Genomic DNA, 15,672 nt, shown 5'->3' with positions numbered 1-15,672 from the left:
TGCCTTGGCGACAATCATGCTACCTTTCGGAAAATATCCGAAAGGCCGCTTCATGCGCATGATCCTTGCCGCGACGCTTGCCATTGCCGCCTTCGCGCTGGCTCCCTCTCCCCTGCGCGCAGTGGGCAGTGACGACAGCGAGCCGCCGAAGCCTACCGAGACGACGACGCAATGCGAGGAAGGTCTGGTCTGGGACGAAAAGACCAAGACCTGCGTCAAACCCGAGGACACCAGCCTGAACGACGACCAGCGTTTCGACGCGGTGCGCGAACTGGCCTATACCGGGCGCTATGAGGCCGCTCAGCTGGTGCTTGCCGCGATGACCGAGGGCGAGACGAGCCGGGTGATGACCTACCAGGGCTTCCTTCTGCGCCAGACCGGCCAGATCGAGGAAGGGATCGCCGCCTACGAACGGGCGCTTGCGCTGGACCCGGCAAACATCTTGGCGCGCAGCTATTACGGCCAGTTGCTGGTCCAGATGGACGAAATTGCGATGGCCGAAGACCAGTTGACCCAGATCCGGGCCCATGGCGGGCAAGGCAGCTGGGCCGAACGGTCGCTGGCCAGTGCCATCGCGACCGGAGTGACCTACACGTTCTGACCCGACGCTATCCGACGACCAACCCAAGGAGGACGACCATGAAGACGACGACGACCCTCGCCGCCCTGGCGATTGCCCTTCTCCCCGGCTTTGCCTTCGCCCAGTGCGCCGGGAAGCACACCGAACAGACCGCCGCCAGCTGCATGGCCGGCACGACCTGGGACGCCGTCAAGGGCACCTGCGTCGAAACGCCGTCCAGCTGATCCGGTCAAGCAGCCGTTAACCGGGGGCGCCTAGGCTGGCCTTGTCGAATCGATGAGGACCCGATGCCGCAAGACATGGTGCCCCTGGCCCGGATCACCCCGGAACGCCGGATTCTCACTGTCCCCCCCCTTCCCCGCCGGGTGCTGACGCCCCGGCAGAAGGCAGCGGTGATCGTGCGATACTTGCTGACCGAAGGCACTTCGCTGCCCCTGTCCTCGCTGCCCGAACACATGCAGGCCGCCCTGGCCGAGCAGATGGGGCAGATGCGGCTGGTGGATCGCTCTACCCTGGACGACGTTGTCGCCGAGTTCCTGGGCGAGCTTGAATCGGTGGGCCTCGCCTTCCCCGGCGGGATCGAGGGCGCGCTGTCGATGATGGACGGCCATATCTCGCAATCGGCGGCGCAGCGGCTGCGGCGAATGTCCTCAACCTCGTCCAAGATCGACCCGTGGGAGCGGATCACCCAGCTGCCGCCCGACCGCCTGCTGCCGATCCTTCTGAACGAGGCGGTCGAGGTCGGGGCCGTCATGTTGTCGAAATTGCCGGTCGGCAAGGCGGCAGAGCTTTTGGGCAAGTTGCCGGGCGAACGGGCGCGGCGGGTGGCCTATGCGGTATCGCTGACAGGGAATGTCGATCCCGAAACCGTGCGCCGCATCGGCGCGGCGCTTCTGGCGGAACTCGACAACCAGCCGCCCAAGGCCTTTGACCAGGGCCCGGTGGAACGGGTCGGCGCGATCCTGAACATCTCGCCATCACTGACCCGCGACGACGTGCTGCAAGGGCTGGAGGCCGAGGACGCGGCCTTTGCTGCCGAAGTGCGCAAGGCCATCTTCACCTTTGTCCATATCCCTGCTCGCCTGAACCCGCGCGACACGCCGAAGATCACCCGACTGGTGGAACAGCCGCAGCTGGTGACCGCACTGGCGGCGTCGATGGGCAAGCCGGGGCTGGAGGAGGCGGCGGAGTTCATCCTGGCCAACATCTCGCAACGACTGGCGCAGGGCCTGCGCGAGGAGATGGGCGCCCGTGGCCGGGTCAAGGACAAGGACGCCGAAGAGGCGATGAACGCGATCATCGGCGCGATCCGGACGCTGGAGGCCAGCGGCGAGATCACCCTGATCCAGCCGGAAGAGGCTTAGGCGAGGCCGCGCGGGACGGCCCCGCCAAAGTCACTAGAAACGATAGTCGAGCCGCAGCGACAGTTCGCTGTTTTCCATGTCGAACCCGGCGTTGTCGAAGTTGCTCTTGTTCTCGACCAGGTATTCCAGCCCGACGGCGATTTTCGGCGATACGGCGAATTTCGCACCCAGACCGTAGATCGTCACGTTGTCCGAGAATTGGGAGGCGCCGCCCACGTCGTACTTCGACATGCCAACGAAACCGTACGGCAGCACCCGCCCGGCATCAAAACCACCGATCAGCTTCAGCCGCGTCGACGTCCAGTCGTTCGCGGGGAAGGCGTCATAGTCGCCCTGGGCGTAGGCAAGTTCGCCGCCGACCACGAATTTACCCAGATCACGCAGATAGCCGGCCTGCAGGCCATAGCCAGAAGTACCGCCGCTGGTCAGGCCGCCATCGTCGCTGAACGTTCCGGTGATGGCTGACAGACCGACGTAAAACCCGGTCCAGTCATAGTCGACCGCAGCCTCAGCCGGGGCAACGACCACCGGGTCGTCGGCAACCACAACCGGACCCCCGGCCTGTGCGGCACTTGCAGACAGCATCAGCGTCGCGATCAAGACGTTTCTCATCATTTCACTCCAAACAAGGTCATCAATAGGTAAGCGTTATATTCATATCTGCGGCATTTTGAAGGCCAGTATTCCGGACCCGATCTCTTTCCGGCTGCGACATCTGCGCCCGACCAAAGCGTTTTCCGCCGCCCCTTGCCGCGCCCGCTGTCCCCGCCTAGAAACGCGCCATGTCCTCCCCTCCGATCTCGCAGGTCACGCGCGGTGTGGCGTTGATGATCCTCGCGATCTTCTTCTTCACCGCGATGGATGCCACCGCCAAGGGCCTGATCGAGCGCTACCCCGCGCCGCAGGTGATCTGGGTGCGTTTCGTCGGGCAACTGCTTCTGGTTCTGGTGATCCTGCGCCACCACCTTGGCCCGGTGCTGCGGACGCGCTTTCCGGTGCTGCATTTCTGGCGCTCGGCCTCGCAGTTCGGGGCGACCACGTTCTTCTTCCTGTCGCTGCCCCACATCGGCCTGGCCGAGGCGACGGCGATTGCCGACATCAACCCGGTCCTGATCACGCTGGGGGCCGCGCTGTTTCTGGGTGAAAAGCTGGGGCCTCGCCGCATCGCAGGGGTCGTCGTCGCGCTGATCGGCGCGCTGATCGTGATCCGCCCCGGCGCGGGCGTCTTCAGCTGGGCCGCGATCCTGCCGCTGTTCTGCGCGCTCTCCTATGCCACCAGCGCCCTTCTGACCCGCAAGATCGGTGCGCAGGAAAGCGTCTGGGCCTCGATGGTCTATGCCGCATTGTTTGGCACCATCGTCGCGGGTGCGGCGCTGCCCTTCGTCTGGCAGCCGATCGCGGCCGGGGATATCTGGCTGTTCGTCCTGATCGGCTGCCTCGGCACGGTGGCGCAGCTGTGCATCATCCGCAGCTTCTCCATCACCGAGGCCGGGATCGTCGCGCCCTTCGCCTATCTGGGGATCGTCTTCGCCACCTTCTGGGGGGCGGTGCTGTACGACCAGTGGCCGGACCGCTGGACGGTGATCGGTGCGCTTGTGATCGTGGCGGCGGGACTTTATGTCTGGCACCGCGAGACCCGCGCCGCCCGCGCGCCCAAGTCCTGAAAGCCCAGATGCCCTCGGACAGCCCCGATTCCGTCCAAGACCGCCCGTCCTTCCGGCCCGACCACTTCCTGGTCAACCTGGCCGCGCGCGGGCTGATCGGGCTGGCGCTGGCGCTGCCCTATGCCTGGCGGGTGGCCTTTGTCGGCTGGCTGATGCGGCGGGTGATCGGCCCCCTGGCGGGCTATGATGCCCGGGCGCGGGAAAACCTGGCGCTGGTCTGGCCGGACCGGCCTGAGGCCGAGCGTGCGGCGATTGCGCAAGGGTCGCTGGACAATGCCGGCCGCACCCTGATCGAGAACTACTCGACCCGCCCCTTCACCGCCCGCGCCACGGCAATCGAGCCGCAGGGTCCGGGCTATGCCGCCCTGATCGCGGCGCGCAATTCCGGGCGCCCAGTGATCCTGGTATCGGGGCATTTCGGCAATTACGAGGCCGCCCGGGCCGCACTGGTCGCGCGGGGCTTCGACATCGGCGGGCTCTATCGCAACCTGTCGAACCGCTATTTCAACGCGCATTATGTGCAGACGATGCAGGCCTTCGGCGGGCCGGTCTTTCCGCAGGGTCGCGCGGGGACGGCGGGCTTTGTGCGGCACCTGAAGGCCGGAGGGCAGCTGGTTCTCTTGTTCGATCAGGACGTTCCCGGCGCGCCCGCCCTGCCCTTCCTGGGCCACCCGGCCAGGACGGCACTGTCGGCGGCGGAACTGGCGCTGCGGCTGAAGGCGGACCTCATTCCCTTCTTCGCCACGCGCCAGTCCGATGGGCTGAGCTTTACGGTCGAACTTGATGCGCCGGTGCCGCACAGCGATGCCGAGGAGATGACGCTGGAGATCACCCGGGCGCTTGAGCGGCGCGTGCTGGCCAACCCCGGCCAATGGTTCTGGATTCACCGCCGCTGGAAGGGTGGGGCCGCGTAGGGTGCGCTTCGGCGCAGCGTAAGCCTCAATCCACCCGCGCTGCCGCCAGGATCGCTGCCGGACCGTCCTGCTGCACGATCACCGCGCCGGGTTCTTCCCCGTCAAACGGGGCCGACACCTCCAGCGGTTCGCGGCCCGACCAATCGTCCAGCCGTTCCCACGAAGTCACGATATTGGTGTAAGTGACCGTCTTGCCCGCATTCTCGCCGCGTTCGATCGTCACCGTCTCGGACGGGCGATAGCGCACCAGTTGCACCCGCACCGGTTCGGTGAGCGGCGGATCGGCCTCGGCCCGGATCACCAGCTTGTTGCCCTTGCGCGTCACTGTCAGCCGCACCGGAGTGCCCGCCTCCATATGCGCCCGCAGACGTTCGGCCGTCTCTTCCGGCGCGAATCCCTCGATCCGGTCCGCCCCGCCGATGATCAACTGCGGCGTGTAGATCGTCCGCGACCCCACCGCACGGGCATAGGCGCGCTGGCGGTCAGTGAACTTCGGATGGGCGAACTTGTCCTCCCAGCCGATGTAATCCCAATAGTCGACATGCAGCGCCAAGGGCAGGATGTTCGGGTTCGACGCCAGCATAGCCACGAATTCGTCGGCCGGCGGACAAGACGAACAGCCCTGCGAGGTGTAGAGTTCGACCACAACCACCGGCTCGGCCTGCAGCGGGACCGCAGCCGCAAGCCATAGCCCGCAAGCAGCGCTGACGAAATGTCGCATGGTGCCTATCCTGATCCTTGTCCCCATTGCGTTATAGGGATGCCCACCGACACGAGCCAATCAAGGTTTTGCGAGAGACCTGTCACATGCTGTAGGAAAGCCACAACGCGGGGCTGGATATTCGGCATACAATGGTATACAAACCCGCAGCAGCCGCCTTTCTAGGGAGCCAGAGATGACCGTCACCGTTGGACATGACCTTTCCAAGACCCGCAAGACCCTGACCGCCGGGGGTCAGACGGTCCACTACTATTCGATCCCCGCCGCCGAAGCTGCCGGTCTGGGTGAGTTTTCCAAGCTCCCCGCATCCCTCAAGGTCGTGCTGGAGAACATGCTGCGGTTCGAGGATGGCAAGACCGTCACCGTCGATGACATCAAGGCCTTCTCGACCTGGGGCAAGAACGGCGGCCAGAACCCGATCGAGATCGCCTACCGCCCCGCCCGCGTCCTGATGCAGGACTTCACCGGCGTCCCCGCCGTCGTCGACCTTGCCGCGATGCGTGACGGGATCAAGGGCCTGAAAGGCTCGGCCGCCAAGATCAACCCGCTGGTTCCGGTGGACCTCGTTATCGACCATTCCGTCATGATCGACGAATTCGGCCACCCCCGCGCCTTCCAGATGAACGTGGACCGCGAATATGAGCGGAACATGGAGCGTTACGTCTTCCTGAAGTGGGGCCAGAACGCCTTCAACAACTTCCGCGTCGTGCCGCCCGGCACCGGCATCTGCCACCAGGTGAACCTGGAATACCTGGCCCAGACCGTCTGGACCGACACCGACCAGAACGGGAACCTCGTCGCCTACCCCGACACCCTCGTCGGCACCGACAGCCACACCACGATGGTCAACGGCCTTGCCGTCCTGGGCTGGGGCGTCGGCGGGATCGAGGCTGAGGCGGCGATGCTGGGCCAGCCCGTGTCGATGCTGATCCCCGAGGTTGTGGGCTTCAAGCTGACGGGTGCGATGCGCGAAGGCACCACGGCGACCGACCTTGTGCTGAAGGTCGTGCAGATGCTGCGCAAGCACGGCGTGGTGAACAAGTTCGTCGAATTCTACGGCGACGGCCTCGACCACCTCCCCCTCGCCGACCGCGCCACGATCGCCAACATGGCCCCGGAATACGGCGCCACCTGCGGTTTCTTCCCGATCGACGACGAGACGCTGCGCTACATGCACATGACCGGCCGGGATGAAGGACGCATCGCGCTGGTCGAGGCCTACGCCAAGGCCAACGGCATGTGGCGCGGGCCGGACTATGACCCGGTCTATACCTCAACCCTGCACCTCGACATGGGCGAGATCGTGCCCGCCATCTCCGGCCCGAAGCGCCCGCAGGATTACCTGCCGTTGACCGACGCAAAATCCAGCTTCGCCAAAGAGATGGAGGCCAGCTTCAAGCGCCCGCAGGGCGTGGAAGTGGCGGTAGACGGCGAAAGCTACAAGCTGTCGTCGGGCAAGGTCGTGATCGCCTCGATCACCTCCTGCACCAACACCTCGAACCCCTATGTGCTGATCGGCGCTGGGTTGGTGGCGCGGAAGGCCCGTGCCCTCGGTCTGAACCGCAAGCCCTGGGTGAAGACCTCACTCGCCCCCGGGTCGCAGGTCGTGTCCGAATACCTGAACGCCTCAGGCCTGCAGGAAGACCTGGATGCCGTCGGCTTCAACCTCGTCGGCTACGGCTGTACCACCTGCATCGGCAACTCCGGCCCGCTGCAGCCTGAGATTTCCAAGGCGATCAACGAAGGTGACCTCGTCGCCGCCGCGGTCCTGTCGGGCAACCGCAACTTCGAGGGCCGGATTTCGCCGGACGTCCGGGCGAACTACCTCGCCTCGCCGCCCTTGGTCGTCGCCTACGCGCTGGCGGGCGACATGAACATCGACCTCACCACCGAGCCGCTTGGCACCGGGTCGAACGGGCAGCCGGTCTACCTGAAAGACATCTGGCCCACGAACAAGGAAATCGCCGACATCGTCCACGCGGTCGTCACGCGCGAGGCGTTCCAGAAGAAATACGCCGATGTCTTCAAGGGCGACGCAAAGTGGCAAGGCGTGCAGATCACGGATTCGGAGGTCTACGACTGGCCGCCGACCTCGACCTACATCCAGAACCCGCCCTATTTCCAGGGCATGTCGGCGACGCCGGGCGTCATCAAGAACATCACCGGCGCACGGGTGCTGGCCCTTCTGGGTGACATGATCACCACCGACCACATCTCGCCCGCAGGTTCATTCAAAGCTTCAACTCCGGCTGGCAAGTATCTGACGGAACGTCAAGTTCCAGTGTCCGAGTTCAACTCCTATGGCGCCCGGCGCGGCAACCATGAGGTGATGATGCGCGGCACCTTCGCCAACATCCGCATCAAGAACGAGATGCTTGATGGCGTCGAAGGCGGCTACACCAAAGGGCCGGACGGCGCGCAGACCTCGATCTACGACGCATCGATGGCCTACCAGGCGCAAGGCACGCCGCTGGTGATCTTTGGCGGCATCGAATACGGCGCGGGCTCGTCGCGCGACTGGGCGGCAAAAGGCACGGCACTCCTCGGCGTCAAGGCTGTGATCGCCGAGTCGTTCGAGCGCATCCACCGGTCCAACCTCGTCGGCATGGGCGTCATCCCGTTCGAGTTCACCGGCGGCGACACCCGCAAATCGCTGGGCCTGACGGGCGACGAAGTGGTCAGCATCGGCGGGCTGGAAGTCGGGCTGAAGCCGCTGAGCACCGTCCCCTGCACCATCCGCTATGCGGACGGTTCGGAGAAGACGATCCAGCTGAAATGCCGGATCGATACCGCCATCGAGATCGAATACGTCGAAAACGGTGGCGTGCTGCACTATGTGCTGCGGAACCTTGCGGCGTCCTGATTTCGGAAACGCACTGTTTCCCAATAGTGGCCCGGGCATCCCCCGGGCCTTCACTTTTTGTTCTGATCTGTGCGCGCAGTCTGACGGTGTCCCCAGCCAGAAGGCTTTGCACCATGTCCCACCGCTTCCCGCCGCTCCGCCCCCCGGTCGAAACCGGCCGCAAGGCCAACCTGCGTGCCGATCCGACCCCGGGTCCGACGGCTGCGGACCTATGCCTTCTTGCGGCGCTTGTACTGTCGCTGGCCCTTGCGATGATCTGAGGCCTAGCGCGGAAAGCCGCCGCGGGTCAGGATATCCAGCCGTGTGGCCGCGTCCGTGGCGCTATTGCCCGCCCCGTCCGGCAAGGGCCGGGTCAACCAGGTCAGCAGACGGTGCAGCGGTCGGCGACGCCACAAGGCCCCCGCCTCATTGGGATGAAGGCCTTCGGTGGCGGGCCGCTTGGGGCAAAGCTGCTCGATCATTTGCGTCCCGAACGAAAGCCAGCCGTCGTTGATCGGCCCGCGGCGTGAAGGTGGAGCGATGGTCATGGCGATCTCCTGTCTGGGGGTTCCGGTTCCCGCAGGATCGCGCCGGTCGGCCCGTCAGGTTGAGTGCAGAAGGTGAAGCAAACCCGCTACAGAACTTGAACTGGCCCGACTCCGACGTCTGGGCGTAGACTGGGGCCAGACCTCAGGGAGGCAGGACGATGCCCCAGAAGCCTTACGGAATGATCTGCCCGATCACCCGGGCCTGCGACATCCTGGAGCCGCGCTGGACGATCCCGATCCTGGTCGGGCTTTGGGCCGGGGCGACGCGGTTCAACGACCTCCGGCGCGAGATTGGCAGCATCTCGCCCGCCCTACTGTCACGGCGGCTGAAGGAGCTGGAGGATATGGGTCTGGTCGAACGCGTCACCGACCCCGCAACCGGCTCGGTCGACTACTTGCGGACCGAGGCCGCCATTGCCCTGGAACCGGCGCTGAACGCGCTGGCGCAATGGGCGCAATGCTTCATCGACGCGGAGGTGGCGCTGTGCACCTCCAGCGTGTCGAACCTGATGTGGAAGATGCGCGGCGCCTTTGTCGCGGATGCCCTGCCCCGACGCCGGGTGGTGCTGCAGTTCCGCTTTTCCGATCCCGAGCTGGAATATGGCACCTACTGGGCGATCCTGCAGCCCGGCGCCGCAGCCGAGATCTGCACGGCGATCCCCGGCTTCGACATCGACCTTTACATCGAGACCAACCGGGTCTCGATGCACGGCATCCTTCTGGGCCGGGCGACCATTGCGGGAGAGCTTGCCAATGGCCAGCTGTATCTCAGCGGCGACCCGGTGCTGGCGCGCACCATGCCGCACTGGCTGAAGCGGGGGGAGTATGCGCAGTTCGACGGGATCGCGATGCTTCCAGTGGCGCGGCGCAGGGCTACCGAGGTCTTGCCGCAGCGCAGGGTGGTGGCGAGATGAAGCAATTCCGTTGGGGCATTCGGCGCGGTCCTGATTGCGCCCCTGGTGGCGGTGGGTCAGCCGCTTTACCCCGGGTTAAGAAACTATGAACGCCCGCGCGCAACGCGTTGAAAAATCAGCGTTCTCAGGTCTTGTCCACCGTGGACACTCAGCCGCCCGCCAGAGCCTTTTCCAGTTCCGGCACGAACCGCGTCTCGTAATCCGTCCCGACCAGCGGCCCCACGAACCGGAAAAGGACGGTCCCGTCGCCGCCGACGATGAAGGTCTCGGGCGGCGCGGTGACCCCCCATTCCACCCGGTTCCGTCCCTGCGGATCGGTCGCGACGCCGATGAAGGGGTTGCCTTCCTCGGCCAGATATTCCACCGCCTTCGCGTCGTCATCCATGATGTTAACCCCGGCGACCCGGACACCATCCGCCGACATCTTCAGCAGGACTGGATGCTCGGCCCGGCAGGGCGGGCACCAGGTGGCCCAGAAGTTGACGACGGTGACTTCACCCGTCCGCAGGTCTGCCTCGGTCAGGCCCGGGATGCCCGGCAGCGTCGTCGCCGGCAGCACCGGAGCGGGACGCCCGACGAAAACCGACTGCAGTTCCCCCGGATTGTCGCGGTACATCCCCGCGTAGAACAGCCCCGCCAGCCCTGCGAACAGGACCGGAGGCAGCACCATCAGCCATCTAGCCATCCGACTTCCCCTGCCGCGCCTCGACCTCGGCCAGGGCGCGCTTCATCCGGGCCGACTGCCACAGGGTCAGCCCCACCAGCGCCGCGATCAGCACCGCCGTCGCCGCGTATGACCCCAACACCGCGAAGGCGTAATTCCCGAGATCCGGCATCACGCCACCCTCTCCCGCGCCAGCAGCGCTTTCAGCCGCCGCGCCCGGATTTCCGTCCGGGTGCGCAGAAGGACCATCGTCACGAACAAAAGGATGAAGCCCGCGATGCAGACAAGGAGCGGCACCCAGAAGACGTCCGAGACATTCTCTTCCTTGTCGAGGCTGAGTGATGCCCCCTGGTGCAGGCCCTGGTTCCAGAAGTTCACCGCGTAGCGGCTGAGGAGTGCGAAGACCGATCCGACAAGGCAGAGGATTGAGGTGAGGTCGGCCGCCGTATCCGGGTCCTCGATCGCGGCCCACAGCGCGATGTAGCCGAAGTAGAACAGGGTCAGGATCAGGAACGAGGTCAGCCGCGGGTCCCAGGCCCACCAGGTGCCCCACATCGGCTGGCCCCATAGCGCGCCGGTGACCAGGGCGATCAGGGTGAAGGTCAGGCCCACGGGCGCGGCGGCCTTCGCGGCCAGGGCGCTTACATGGTGGCGGCGTATGATCCAGATGAGGGACGTGACCAGCATCATCACCCAGGCATTGATCGCCATCATCGCCGACGGCACATGCAGGTAGATGATCTTGACCGTCGAGCCCTGCTTGTAGTCGTCGGGCGTGAAGAAGAAGCCCCAGATCAAGCCGACGACCAGAAGGATGACGGTCAGCCCCACCGCCCAGGGCAAGGCCCAGGCGGAGGTCTGCATGAACTTCTTCGGGTTTGCATATTCCCAGATCGACATGGGCCGTTGCCTATCCTGTCCTTCTTTCGCGCTCAACACACCATCGCGCGAGTCGCTCAGCGCAAATTGACGCGGATCGCGCTGGCGGCCGCGAAGGGGAGGAGGGCGGCGGCGCCCAGGCTGATCGCCGCGAGAAGTGCCAGGGGGGTGGCCAGCGCCATGTTCTCGGCCCCGCGGCGGACGACTTCGCCCCCGAAGATCAGGGTGGGGACGTAAAGCGGCAGGACGAGGAGGCTGAGGAGAAGGCCGCCGCGACGGAGGCCCACGGTGAGGGCCGCGCCGAAGGCTCCGATGATCGAGAGGGCCGGAGTGCCGAGGAGGAGGCTGAGGACGAGCCAAGGGTAGCCTGCGGGCGGCAGGTTCAGGAAGATCGCAAGGCCGGGGGCGATCAGGGTCAGGGGCAGGCCGGTGACGATCCAGTGCGCAAGAGCCTTGATGGCAACGACGGCTTCCAGCGGTATCGGCGCGGTGGCGAGAAGGTCGAGGGAGCCGTCCTCATGGTCCAGCGCGAAGATGCGGTCGAGGGAGAGAAGGCAGGCGAGGAGCGCGCCGACCCAGAGGATGCCGGGAGCGATGCGGGCAAGCGTGCTGCCTTCGGGACCGACCCCAAGCGGGACGAGGACGGAGAGCAGGAAGAAGAACGCCAGCCCCAGCCCGAAACCTCCGCCAGAACGGAAGGCAAGCCGCAGGTCGCGGAGGAGGAGGGCCTTCATGCCTGCCCCCTCATTTGCCCATGTCGGAAATACTCCCGCCGGAGGCTCCCACGGCAAGTCCGGGTGCGACGCGTCATGCGAAGGCCTCGTCGAAGCCGGTGCTCTGGATCACCTTTGCGCGGTACGGGTCGAGGTCGAGGACCACGGCCTCGGGCAGGCCGAGGTCGACATGAGTGGCGATGACGGCGAGGCCGCCCTTCGCCAGGTGCGCGCGGACGATATCAGCGAAAAGGGCGACGGAGGCGACGTCGAGGCTGACAGTTGGTTCATCCAGCAGCCAGACGGGGCGGCCCGTCACCAGCAGGCGGGCAAGGCCAAGGCGGCGTTTCTGGCCGGCGGACAGCTCTCCCGCCCGGCGGCGGGTCAGTTGGGTCAGGTTCAGGGCGGTCAACGCATGGTCGATGGCGGGGCCGCCGTAGATTTGTGACCAGAAGCTCAGGTTTTCTGTGACCGACAGGGTCGATTTCAGACCGTCGGCATGGGCCGCATAGGCGACGCTGTCGGGAGCAAGGTCGAACGAGCCTTCGGCGGGCGGCTGCAGACCGGCGAGCGTCCGCAGCAGCGTGGTCTTGCCCGACCCGTTCGGCCCGCGCAGGATCAGCGCTTGGCCGGGCACGACCGACAGCGTCAGGCCACGCAGGACTGTGACGCCGCCCCGGGCCACCGCAAGGTTCGACAGGCTCAACATGCGGCAAGGCCTAGCCGATAGGGCGCGCGGCGAAAAGGGGATTGGTCAAGCCGTCCCCCAGTCGCCGAGAAGGATGTTCCGCGTCACCACCTCTACCGGGCGTTCGCGGGCGATCAGGCCCGCGACCCATTCGCAACTGGCCGCGTTGAAGACGGCGCCCCTGCCCCGCCGGTATTCGGCCATGCAGCCGTTGCCGCGGCTGGCAAGACCCAGGGTTTCGGGGGTCACCTCGCCGTAGATCGTCTGTGCCACCTCTTCGGCGTCCAGCGTGCCGATGAAATGGTCCATGTCGTGCCGCCCGGTATGATGGGCCAGCGTGGTGGCGGGCGAGAGGGCGACGATGGTGAGATCGCCCGCAAGGCCGGTGTCCGGCGCGGGGTATGGCAGTCCCTTGCGGAGCTCGTAGTCGATGCCGTCGACCTCATAGCCGAATATTTTCGATTGCGCGCCAAGGACATCGCCGTAGCCAAGCCCCGTCCCGGCCATCGACCAGTGGTCGGGGCGGTAGAGGGTAAAACCACCCGAACCGTGGGCGGCGCAGCGGCTCCAACCCGCGTAGACACCCATGCTGCCGGTCAGGCCCATCGAGGCGACAGCCGGGCGGCGGGCGCGGGGGTGGTCCCAGTAGCTGGTGATGCGGTCGGTGGCGGCGAGGGGGTCCTCGGCCTCGGCCCGGGACTTGTGGCAGGTCTGGGTGAGGAGGTCCGCGGACAGCCGGGTCTGCCAGAAGAAATTTCCGCCGAAGCGGGCGAGCTGGCCGCCCTGGTCGATCCAGGCGTCGAGGTGGTCGCGCATCTCCCAGGTCCAGTATTCGTCGTGGCCGACGATCACCGCGCGCTTGTAGCCCTTGAGGAGGCTCGGATCAGCGTGGAGGTCATGCTGGGTGAAGTAGTCAAGGGCGATGCCCTGCTCCTCAGCCCAGAGCGCAAAGGGGCGTTCGAAGGCGGCCCACCCGGAGGAGGCGTATTTCTTCGAGATGCCCTTGGCGCGGGCATATTCCATGTGGGGGTAACGAGGGCGGGACAGAAGCGGCGAGGCATGCGGGATACGGGGGGCGTCGTCGGGCCAGCGGACGAAGCCAGTGGCCCACGGGCGGTGGAGGCTGACTTCGGCGGCGAAGTCGCCTCCGCTGGGGCCGGTGAGACCCTGGTAATGGTTCGACCCGCCCCAGTCGTTGTAGGCGCACCAGGTGCCGGTGGCGAGGATGAGGGCCAACTTCGCGGTCAGTTGGGAGGGTTTCAGGACGAACATGCCTTGGGAGGAATGGCCCTCGATTTCCAGAGTGACGGTGTAGACGCCGCTGGGCCAGTGGGTCGGGATGTCGTGCCGGAAGACCTCGGGCCAGCCGCAGCCCCGGACCGAGCAGTCGGCCGGGGTGGGGGCGAAGGAGGTGGGAATGGTGGTGTCGAGGACGGTGAAGGGTGTCAGGCCGTCGCGGGCGATGGTCAGGCGGGCCTGGGGTGCCGAAGACATGGCGAGGATGCGGAGGGTTTCGCCCGGGCGGTGGCTGATTGCGGCGGTGTAGCCCCAGACCTGGGGGCGCGTCGGGTCGTTCGAGGCGATCTCATAGTAATGCCCGGTGACCGGGTCGCCGTCGTCATAAAGTCCGGCGACGAAGAAGCCCTGCATCTGTTCCCCCGTGGTTTTCGGGCAGCATCGACGCGGGAAGCGGCAATGGCAACTGGCTTTCGGCCTTGAATTGCGGCCCCGCCTGTGGCCCCTTGGCCGGAAAACAGGGGGAACCATGCGGATCGGTGACGTCTCGTTCTGGTATGCCGACATCGGGCTGCCCTACCGGCGTGCGGCCCTTGCGGGCGACACGACGGCGGATGTGGCGATCATCGGGGCGGGGTACACTGGTCTCTGGACGGCCTGGTATCTGAAGCAGGCGAACCCGGCGCTGGATGTGCTGGTGATCGAGAAGGAGTTCGCCGGCTTCGGGGCCTCGGGCCGGAACGGGGGCTGGCTGACGGGTGGGTTCGCCTGGAACCACCAGCGGTATCTGGAAACTTCGTCGGAGCACGCGGTGCGGTCGATGGTCGAGGCAATGAACGGCACGGTGGACGAGGTGATCCGCGTGGCCGAGGCCGAAGGCATCGCGGCGGACATCCAGCGGACCGATGAACTGATGGTGGCGACGAAGCCTGCCCAGCTGGGCCGGATGAAGGCCGAGGTAGCGCATCGGCGGCACTGGGGCGAAGACGGGCGGGTCTACGAGATGAACGCCCGGGACCTTCAGGACCGCATCCGCATCCCCGGCGCGCTGGGGGCCATGGTGGTGACGAACGTGGCGCGGGTCCAGCCGGCCAAGCTGGTGCGGGGGCTGGCGAAGGCGGTGGAGCGGGCGGGTGTCCGGATCGTCGAAGGGACGACGGTCATGGGCTATGAGCCGGGCGTGGTGACGACCGACCACGGGAAGGTTGAGGCCCCGGTTATCCTGCGCTGCACGGAGGGGTTCACGGCGGGGCTGCCAGGGCGGAAGCGCGAGTGGTTGCCGATGAACTCGGCCCAGATCGCGACCGAGCCCCTGCCGCCAGAAATCTGGGAGAAGATCGGCTGGCAGGGTCATGAAATCGTGGGAGATTTCGCCAATGCCTATTGCTATTGCCAGCGCACCCGCGAGGGGCGGATCACGGTGGGTGCCCGGGGAGTGCCGTATCGGTATGGCTCAAGCCTCGACACCAACGGCGCGCCGGATGCCGAGACGATCCGACGGCTGACGGCGATCCTGCACCGGCATTTTCCCGCGGCGGCGGGGGCGAAGATCGACCATGCCTGGTGCGGCGTCCTGGGAGTGCCGCGCGACTGGTGCGCAACGGTGGGGCTGGACCCCGTGACGGGGATCGGCTGGGCCGGTGGATATGTGGGGGTCGGCGTTTCCACCTCGAACCTGGCCGGACGGACACTGGCGGACCTGGCACTTGGGCGCGACACCGAACTGGCGCATCTCCCCTGGGTCAACCGCAAGGTGCGCGCCTGGGAGCCGGAGCCGATCCGCTGGCTGGGTGTGCACGGCATGTACGCGCTGTTGAATGCCGCCGACCGGCGCGAGGATCGTCCGGGGGCCGGTCCATCGAAGCTTGCCGCCGTCGGAAACTGGCTGACGGGCCGCAGCTGACCTGTCAGGAAAGTGTTGTCGCAAGGCCCGTCGCGTGACACA

The 15,672-nt window shown here is 66.2% G+C and carries 18 protein-coding genes; 9 read left to right on the top strand and 9 right to left on the bottom strand.

Features of this window, described 5'->3' with window-relative positions; all coding sequences use genetic code 11:
* The first annotated feature begins 52 nt into the window (after window positions 1-52).
* The 3 genes from E8M84_RS14675 to E8M84_RS14665 all read left to right on the top strand — a co-directional run bounded on the left by E8M84_RS14675 (window position 53) and on the right by E8M84_RS14665 (window position 1,944).
* The gene (locus E8M84_RS14675) at window positions 53-601 is read left to right on the top strand and encodes a tetratricopeptide repeat protein (protein ID WP_240790403.1); all 549 of its coding nucleotides are present in this window, start codon (window positions 53-55) and stop codon (window positions 599-601) included.
* Window positions 602-639: 38 nt separating this feature from the next.
* A complete protein-coding gene (locus E8M84_RS14670) occupies window positions 640-804 on the top strand; it encodes an adenylosuccinate lyase (RefSeq protein WP_137111975.1) in 165 nt (54 codons plus the stop codon).
* Between the two features lie 63 nt (window positions 805-867).
* Complete coding sequence (locus E8M84_RS14665) at window positions 868-1,944, top strand: flagellar motor switch protein FliG (RefSeq protein WP_240790402.1); 1,077 nt, start codon at window positions 868-870, stop codon at window positions 1,942-1,944.
* 33 nt (window positions 1,945-1,977) lie between these two features.
* Here E8M84_RS14665 and E8M84_RS14660 read toward each other — a convergent pair whose 3' ends face one another.
* Window positions 1,978-2,544 carry an outer membrane beta-barrel protein gene (locus tag E8M84_RS14660; RefSeq protein ID WP_170971956.1) on the bottom strand — a complete coding sequence of 189 codons (567 nt, stop codon included), beginning with the start codon at window positions 2,542-2,544 and terminating at the stop codon, window positions 1,978-1,980.
* Window positions 2,545-2,726: 182 nt separating this feature from the next.
* Between E8M84_RS14660 and E8M84_RS14655 the strand changes: the two genes are divergently transcribed.
* Both E8M84_RS14655 and E8M84_RS14650 read left to right on the top strand, forming a co-directional pair.
* The gene (locus E8M84_RS14655; RefSeq protein ID WP_137111973.1) at window positions 2,727-3,608 is read left to right on the top strand and encodes a DMT family transporter; all 882 of its coding nucleotides are present in this window, start codon (window positions 2,727-2,729) and stop codon (window positions 3,606-3,608) included.
* An 8-nt stretch (window positions 3,609-3,616) separates the two neighbouring features.
* Window positions 3,617-4,522 carry a lysophospholipid acyltransferase family protein gene (locus E8M84_RS14650; protein ID WP_137111972.1) on the top strand — a complete coding sequence of 302 codons (906 nt, stop codon included), beginning with the start codon at window positions 3,617-3,619 and terminating at the stop codon, window positions 4,520-4,522.
* A 25-nt stretch (window positions 4,523-4,547) separates the two neighbouring features.
* Here the strand turns inward: E8M84_RS14650 and E8M84_RS14645 are convergent, their stop codons facing one another.
* Entirely contained in the window at window positions 4,548-5,243 is a 696-nt protein-coding gene (locus E8M84_RS14645) for a thioredoxin family protein (RefSeq protein WP_137111971.1), read from the bottom strand.
* Between the two features lie 175 nt (window positions 5,244-5,418).
* On the opposite strand from E8M84_RS14645, the gene acnA reads away from it, so the two are divergent.
* Both acnA and E8M84_RS21525 read left to right on the top strand, forming a co-directional pair.
* Window positions 5,419-8,106, top strand: a complete 2,688-nt coding sequence (acnA, locus tag E8M84_RS14640; protein WP_137111970.1) for an aconitate hydratase AcnA — start codon at window positions 5,419-5,421, stop codon at window positions 8,104-8,106.
* A gap of 113 nt (window positions 8,107-8,219) precedes the next feature.
* Entirely contained in the window at window positions 8,220-8,366 is a 147-nt protein-coding gene (locus E8M84_RS21525) for a hypothetical protein (RefSeq protein ID WP_170971955.1), read from the top strand.
* Between the two features lie 3 nt (window positions 8,367-8,369).
* Here E8M84_RS21525 and E8M84_RS14635 read toward each other — a convergent pair whose 3' ends face one another.
* Window positions 8,370-8,633 carry a hypothetical protein gene (locus E8M84_RS14635; protein ID WP_137111969.1) on the bottom strand — a complete coding sequence of 88 codons (264 nt, stop codon included), beginning with the start codon at window positions 8,631-8,633 and terminating at the stop codon, window positions 8,370-8,372.
* Window positions 8,634-8,791: 158 nt separating this feature from the next.
* Here E8M84_RS14635 and E8M84_RS14630 point away from each other — a divergent pair, with 158 nt between their 5' ends.
* Window positions 8,792-9,547, top strand: coding sequence for a helix-turn-helix domain-containing protein (locus E8M84_RS14630; RefSeq protein ID WP_137111968.1), 756 nt, complete (start codon window positions 8,792-8,794; stop codon window positions 9,545-9,547).
* A 148-nt stretch (window positions 9,548-9,695) separates the two neighbouring features.
* On the opposite strand, the gene E8M84_RS14625 is transcribed toward E8M84_RS14630, so the two are convergent.
* The 6 genes from E8M84_RS14625 to E8M84_RS14600 form a co-directional block, all read right to left on the bottom strand.
* Window positions 9,696-10,232 (bottom strand): DsbE family thiol:disulfide interchange protein, encoded by a 537-nt coding sequence (locus tag E8M84_RS14625; protein ID WP_137111967.1) that lies wholly within the window; start codon window positions 10,230-10,232, stop codon window positions 9,696-9,698.
* On the bottom strand, window positions 10,225-10,383 hold the full coding sequence (ccmD, locus tag E8M84_RS14620; RefSeq protein ID WP_394347425.1) for a heme exporter protein CcmD: 159 nt from the start codon (window positions 10,381-10,383) through the stop codon (window positions 10,225-10,227). Before ccmD ends, E8M84_RS14625 begins: the two co-directional genes overlap by 8 nt.
* Window positions 10,383-11,111, bottom strand: a complete 729-nt coding sequence (locus E8M84_RS14615) for a heme ABC transporter permease (RefSeq protein ID WP_137111965.1) — start codon at window positions 11,109-11,111, stop codon at window positions 10,383-10,385. Before E8M84_RS14615 ends, ccmD begins: the two co-directional genes overlap by 1 nt.
* Before the next feature lie 56 nt (window positions 11,112-11,167).
* Window positions 11,168-11,824: a heme exporter protein CcmB gene (gene ccmB / locus E8M84_RS14610; RefSeq protein WP_137111964.1), complete on the bottom strand. Its 657-nt coding sequence runs from the start codon at window positions 11,822-11,824 to the stop codon at window positions 11,168-11,170.
* Between the two features lie 73 nt (window positions 11,825-11,897).
* On the bottom strand, window positions 11,898-12,512 hold the full coding sequence (gene ccmA / locus E8M84_RS14605; RefSeq protein WP_137111963.1) for a heme ABC exporter ATP-binding protein CcmA: 615 nt from the start codon (window positions 12,510-12,512) through the stop codon (window positions 11,898-11,900).
* Between the two features lie 45 nt (window positions 12,513-12,557).
* Entirely contained in the window at window positions 12,558-14,141 is a 1,584-nt protein-coding gene (locus E8M84_RS14600) for a N,N-dimethylformamidase beta subunit family domain-containing protein (protein WP_137111962.1), read from the bottom strand.
* 115 nt (window positions 14,142-14,256) lie between these two features.
* Between E8M84_RS14600 and E8M84_RS14595 the strand changes: the two genes are divergently transcribed.
* Window positions 14,257-15,630: an FAD-binding oxidoreductase gene (locus E8M84_RS14595; RefSeq protein ID WP_137111961.1), complete on the top strand. Its 1,374-nt coding sequence runs from the start codon at window positions 14,257-14,259 to the stop codon at window positions 15,628-15,630.
* Window positions 15,631-15,672: the final 42 nt, after the last annotated feature.

Source organism: Rhodobacter sp. SY28-1 (assembly GCF_005222785.1).
Lineage (GTDB): Bacteria > Pseudomonadota > Alphaproteobacteria > Rhodobacterales > Rhodobacteraceae > Tabrizicola.
The sequence above is the reverse complement of the archived record's forward strand: the minus strand, read 5'-3'. Positions and strand labels throughout refer to the sequence as shown.